The sequence below is a fragment of the Cellulophaga sp. BC115SP genome, from assembly GCF_009905545.1.
Classification (GTDB): domain Bacteria; phylum Bacteroidota; class Bacteroidia; order Cytophagales; family Spirosomataceae; genus Flectobacillus; species Flectobacillus rivi.
Genome location: NZ_JAAALB010000094.1, coordinates 1 through 6,223 on the forward strand (window position 1 = coordinate 1; position 6,223 = coordinate 6,223).

Sequence of the window (6,223 nt, forward strand, 5' to 3'; positions counted from 1 at the left end):
AGTAGTGTGTTAAGTGCTACTTGTGCTACGGGTACTTTATCATGGTACACCGATTCAGGTTTGACAGGGACAGCATTAGCAAGTTCTACAGTAAGTCCAACGACAACGACTACGTATTATGGTGCTTGTGTAAATGGTATTTGTAAAAGTCCAGCGAGTAGTATTACTGTAACAGTTAATACAATGCCAACATTGACCTCCAGTAATTTCACAAAAGTAGATCCTAGTACCTGTTTAGGATCAAACGGCTCTATTAAAATATGTGGTCTTACTGCTGGTATTTCTTATAGTGTAGCATTTTCAAAAAATAGTGTTTCTCAGAGCCCTGTGTCTTTAATTGCTGACGCCTCAGGTTGTATAACTTTATCTAATATTAGTGCAGGTACTTATACAAACTTTAACATTAGTAATGTTTCTACTACTTGTTCGACAGGATTACTATCAGGTGTTTCAATGGCTCTTTCTGATCCTCTGACAGCAACAATCAGCCTAGGTACTAGTCAAAACCCAAGTGCTTGTGGGCTTAATGATGGCTTTATTCAGATTAGTGGCCTGACCTCAGGAACACAATATACTTTAAATTATATGCTGAATAGTGTTGGGTTAACTCCAGTGACATTTACTGCCTCAGGTAGTACCTACACCATTGGCAACTTAACAGCAGGAAACTATACGGGTATTACAGTAGAAAGTACTGGATGTACATCTAATGCATTAATTAAAGTATTATCAGATCCAACTACCGCAACGATCTCGTTATCAGCTAAAACAAATCCAACGGCATGTTCAGCCAATGATGGGTCATTCACGCTGACAGGATTGGCTCCTTCTACTTCATATACACTTAACTATACGAAAGATGGAATCCCACAGACGCCATTTAATTTTACTTCCACTGGAGTGTCATATACATTATCAGGTCTTATTAGAGGAGATTATACAAATATTCGTGTAACCAACTCGGGATGTGTGTCTAATAGTGTTAATACTACCTTGGCTGATCCGGGGGCAGTTGTATTGAGTTTAGGTACTCCTACCCAGCCGAGTGCTTGTGGAGTAGCGGATGGATCAATTACTTTATCTGGATTAGTTGTAGGTAATACTTATATAATTAGGTATAAGAAAAATGGGATATGGCAAACATCTTCAACTGTGGTAGCTAGTTCATCATCCTACATACTTTCAGGATTGGGCGCTGGTAGTTATACTAATATTACCGCAACTCAGGGTGGATGTACATCAAATGCACTTAGTCAAGTGCTTGCTGATCCTGGCGCAGCGCAATTATCATTAGGATTAGTAACACAAGTTGCATCTTGTGGAGCATCTAATGGGGCTATTACACTTACAGGGTTAACAACGGGACTTTCTTATACTTTACGTTATACTAAAGATGGTATAGCTCAAAGTCCTGTAACTTTTACTGCAACTGGTAGTTCCTACACAATGGCTGGTTTAGGAGCTGGTCTATATCGTGGCATAAATGTTACGCAAGGTGGATGTACTTCCAATAGTTTAAATACTCAAATTTCTAACCCAGGAGGAGCAACCATTGATGTAATAGGTCTGAATCCTATTACTTGTTCACCTGGTAATGATGGAGGATTGATTGTAACAGGGTTATCACAGGGATTATCATATACATTAAATTATATGAAAAATGGTGTGGCTCAAACACCTATCACGATAGCATCAACATCTTCAACTTCCTATAAAATAAATGGTTTAGTTGCAGGGTCATATACAAATATTACGGTTACACAAGCCACTTGTATCTCAAACTCAGTTAGCGAGGATTTGGTTAGTCCTGCAATATCAACTACCCCATCGTTTGGTGTTACGACTTTAGCAAATGTTTGCCCTTCACCAACAGCAGATTTAACAGATCTAACGGCGACCAATCTACCTGTTGGATTGAATGTGACTTGGCACTCTAGTTCAGTAGCTACAGCTATTAATAAAATAGCTGATCCGACCTCTACTGGAGCAGGGCAATATCATGCTTCATTCTACAATGCGACAACGCTTTGTTATAGTCCAACGGCACTAATTACAGTTTCAATAGTTCCATGTGATAGTGATGGTGATGGTGATCCAGATAGTACAGATCCACAGCCGACGGATGCATGTGTATGGAGTGCGAATCAGGTATTAGCGAACACCTCAACCACATGGCGAAATACAGACTGCGATGGTGATGGAGTGACCAACTACAAAGAGGTTACAGGAACAGATAATAACCCATCAACTACTGCAGACAATACGAATCCATTAGATGGTTGTAGTTACAATGTAGCAGATCAAATTCTAGCTAATACTACACCTGCTTGGAAATTATTGGATTGTGATAAAGATGGAAATCCAAATGGTACAGATCCTAATCCTAAAGTGCCAACAGCGGTTAATGATGTGTTGAATGCTCCTTATGGCGTTTCCTCAACCGTTAACATTTTATCTAACGACGACTTCCGTCCAGCAGCTACGATTAGTATCTCAAAAATAGGAGGAACAGCCAGTGGTGGTGTATCATTTAGTCCACTAACAGGTATAATGACTTATACTCCTACTGCAAGCGAACCAGGAACGAATATTACCGTACTTTATGAAGTATGTAACACAGTAGTAAGTCCAAGTATTTGTGCTACAGCTACCGTAAATATTAGTGTTCCAGCTGCGGGTGATCAAGATGGTGACGGGGATCCAGATAACACAGACCCACAACCAACTGATGGTTGCGTATGGGGATCTGGACAAGTGTTGGCAAATACCACAACAGCATGGCGTAATGCAGACTGCGATGGTGATGGAGTGACCAACTACAAAGAGGTTACAGGAACAGATAATAACCCATTAACTACTGCAGACAATACGAATCCATTAGATGGTTGTAGTTACAATGTAGCAGATCAAATTCTAGCTAATACTACACCTGCTTGGAAATTATTGGATTGTGATAAAGATGGAAATCCAAATGGTACAGATCCTAATCCTAAAGTGCCAACAGCCGTAGCAGATGCCTTTATTGCTAAATATGGAAGTTCAACAACGTTTAATGTTTTGTCGAATGATGATTTCTTATCAGGCGCAAATATTACTCTCACCAAGACTGGTGGTACAGCAAATGGAACTGTAAACTTAAATCCTCTAACAGGAGTACTTACTTACACGCCTACATTAGCAGAGCGAGGTACCGTAGTAACGGTCATTTACCAAGTCTGTAATACAGCATTTACACCAAATGTTTGTGCAAGTGCCACGGTAACAATTACTGTTCCTGTAGATACTGATGCAGATGGGGTACCAGATGTAGATGATTTGGATGATGATAACGATGGTATTTTGGATACAGTTGAAAATGCTCAGTTGAGTGCAGATACCGATGGTGATGGCATACCAAATCGTTTAGATTTAGATAGTGATAATGATGGTATTAATGATGTTAATGAAGCCAACGGTACAGATGATAATGGTGATGGTATGGCAGATGGAGCAGTTTCAGTGACAGGTATACCATCAACAGCAGGAACAGGATTGACACCACCAGACACTGATAATGACGCCAAACCCAATCCTTATGACTTAGATAGTGATAACGATGGTGCTTATGATTTAGAAGAAGGAGGGTTGAATCCAAACTTAGATGCAAATGGAGATGGTATCGTAGATTGTTCTACAAATTGCGATCCAGATGGCGACGGTATTTTGACACCAGTAGATGGTTTACCAAATGTTTGGAAAGATGCTTTATTACCAGACTTAACACCAACTACAGATATCAATAGCTTGGAGTTCTTAACAGCAGGTACTTCTAGAGACTTTGTGGTAAATGTGTTTGAAATTAATGACAAGCCAAATGTAAGTGGTAGTACAATAGCGTTCAGGGTTGCTAAAATCTCAGGCTTTACAATTACTTATCCATCGACTTCAGGTACATCAAATGTATTTGGCGGAACAGCAAATAGTAATAGCGATTGGACCTTTACGGAGAATACCAACTTTATTACAGTAACAGCAAAACCTGGTGTAGTGATACCACCAAATGGAAAGAAAATGGTTGGTTTTGTAGCAACACGTAAGTCAGGAGTACCAAGTAATACAAGCCAAAATATTACAGTAACGATTATTTACGGTTCAGCAGGTGAGGAGAAAGTTGATAATAACACCGTTGAGACAAAAATCACAGCTAACTAATAAAAGCAAGCTTTATGAACATTTTGAAAAAAATAGTAATTCTTCTGGTCTGCTTAACACTAGTTGGTGTAAAGGTTCAGGCTCAAGATGTAAGCATCAATATTATCAATCAACCATCCACCGTGACTCAAGGTTCTACCTTGGGTCAGGTAACGGTAGATATTTGTAATAATGATGGTGGCAGCCGTAGCGCTGCGGCGAATAAATTGCGTCCCTTGATTACTTTGCCAAGTAACTTAATAGGGAGTAGCTTAGTTCCTATCACGACGACAGGTTGGACCGTGCTCACAAACGATGGACAAACGATTCGTTTAGAAAATACGAGCCCTATACTTCCTGGAGAATGTAGTCAAATTATATTAGGTTATACAGGGGTAAATCTCGGAGGACCTTTGACTGTGACAGGAACATTAGGTTTTAATGGCCCTCAAACAACGGGTAACTTACCTGGTAATGATAACAGTACAACTTCTATCACGGTCATAACTGGCGACACAGACGGCGATGGAGATCCAGATGTAACAGATCCACAACCAACGAATCCATGTTCATGGAGCTCAGGTCAAGTATTGGCAAATACCAGTACAGCATGGCGTGATGCAGACTGTGATGGCGATGGAGTACCTAACTACAAAGAAGCTACAGGAACTGATGATAATCCATTGACGACTGCAGATAATACAGATCCAAACGATGGCTGTAGTTACAACAAGGTAGATCAAGTGCTAGCGAATGTGAGTCCATCTTGGTTGACAGGTGACTGTGATAAAGATGGCAATCCAAACGGAACAGATCCAAATCCAAAGGTAGCTACGGCCCAGAATGATGTGTTAACAGCCAATTATGGGTCAACAAGTACGGTAAATGTATTGAGTAATGATGACTTCTTAGCTGGTTCAAATACGAGTATCACTAAGACAGGCGGCACAGCGGGTGGCACAGTAAGTTTCAATGCAAGTACAGGAGTGATGAGTTACACCCCAACGGTGAGTGAGCCCGGCAGTAGTGTAACGGTAGTTTACCAAGTATGTAATACAGGAGTGACCCCAAGTGTATGTGCTAGTGCAACAGTAACGATAAGTGTACCATTAGCAGGTGACCAAGATGGCGATGGTGATCCAGACAACACGGATCCACAACCAACGAATCCATGTGTATGGGGAATCGGTCAAGTGTTAGCGAATACAAGCACGACTTGGAGAACAGGGGACTGTGATGGTGATGGAGTAACCAACTACGCAGAAGCAACTGGAGCAGATGGTAACCCAGCTACGACAGCGGATAATACAGATCCTAAGAGTGCATGTAGCTTAAACTTGAGTCAAGTGACCTTAGTAGCGACGAGTACAGGGGACTGTGATGGCGATGGGGTAACGAACAAAGATGAGATTAATGGTATCGATGATAATCCATTGACGACTGCAGATAATACAGATCCAAACGATGGCTGTAGTTACAACAAGGTAGATCAAGTGCTAGCGAATGTGAGTCCATCTTGGTTGACAGGCGACTGTGATAAAGATGGTAATCCAAACGGAACAGATCCCAATCCAAAGGTAGCTACGGCACAGAATGATGTGTTAACAGCCAATTATGGGTCAACAAGTACGGTAAATATATTGAGTAATGATGACTTCTTAGCTGGTTCAAATACGAGTATCACTAAGACAGGCGGCACAGCGGGTGGCACAGTAAGTTTCAATGCAAGTACAGGAGTGATGAGTTACACCCCAACGGTGAGTGAGCCCGGCAGTAGTGTAACAGTAGTTTACCAAGTATGTAACACAGGAGTAACTCCAAATGTATGTGCGAGTGCGACAGTAACGATAAGTGTACCATTAGCAGGTGACCAAGATGGTGATGGCGATCCAGACAACACGGATCCACAACCAACAAATCCATGTGTATGGGGAATCGGTCAAGTGTTAGCGAATACAAGTATAACTTGGCGCAGTGCAGACTGTGATGGTGATGGTGTAACGAACTACGCAGAAGCGACAGGCGCAGATGGTAACCCAGCAACAATTGCAGA

The 6,223-nt window shown here is 41.3% G+C and carries 1 protein-coding gene and 1 pseudogene; both read left to right on the plus strand.

The window, feature by feature from the left end:
* A pseudogene (locus GVN22_RS26550) lies at nucleotides 1–4,191 on the plus strand (hypothetical protein); the annotation flags it as partial.
* Between the two features lie 14 nt (nucleotides 4,192–4,205).
* The coding region (locus GVN22_RS26555) for a hypothetical protein (protein WP_166554036.1) at nucleotides 4,206–6,223 on the plus strand (2,018 nt) is incomplete at its 3' end.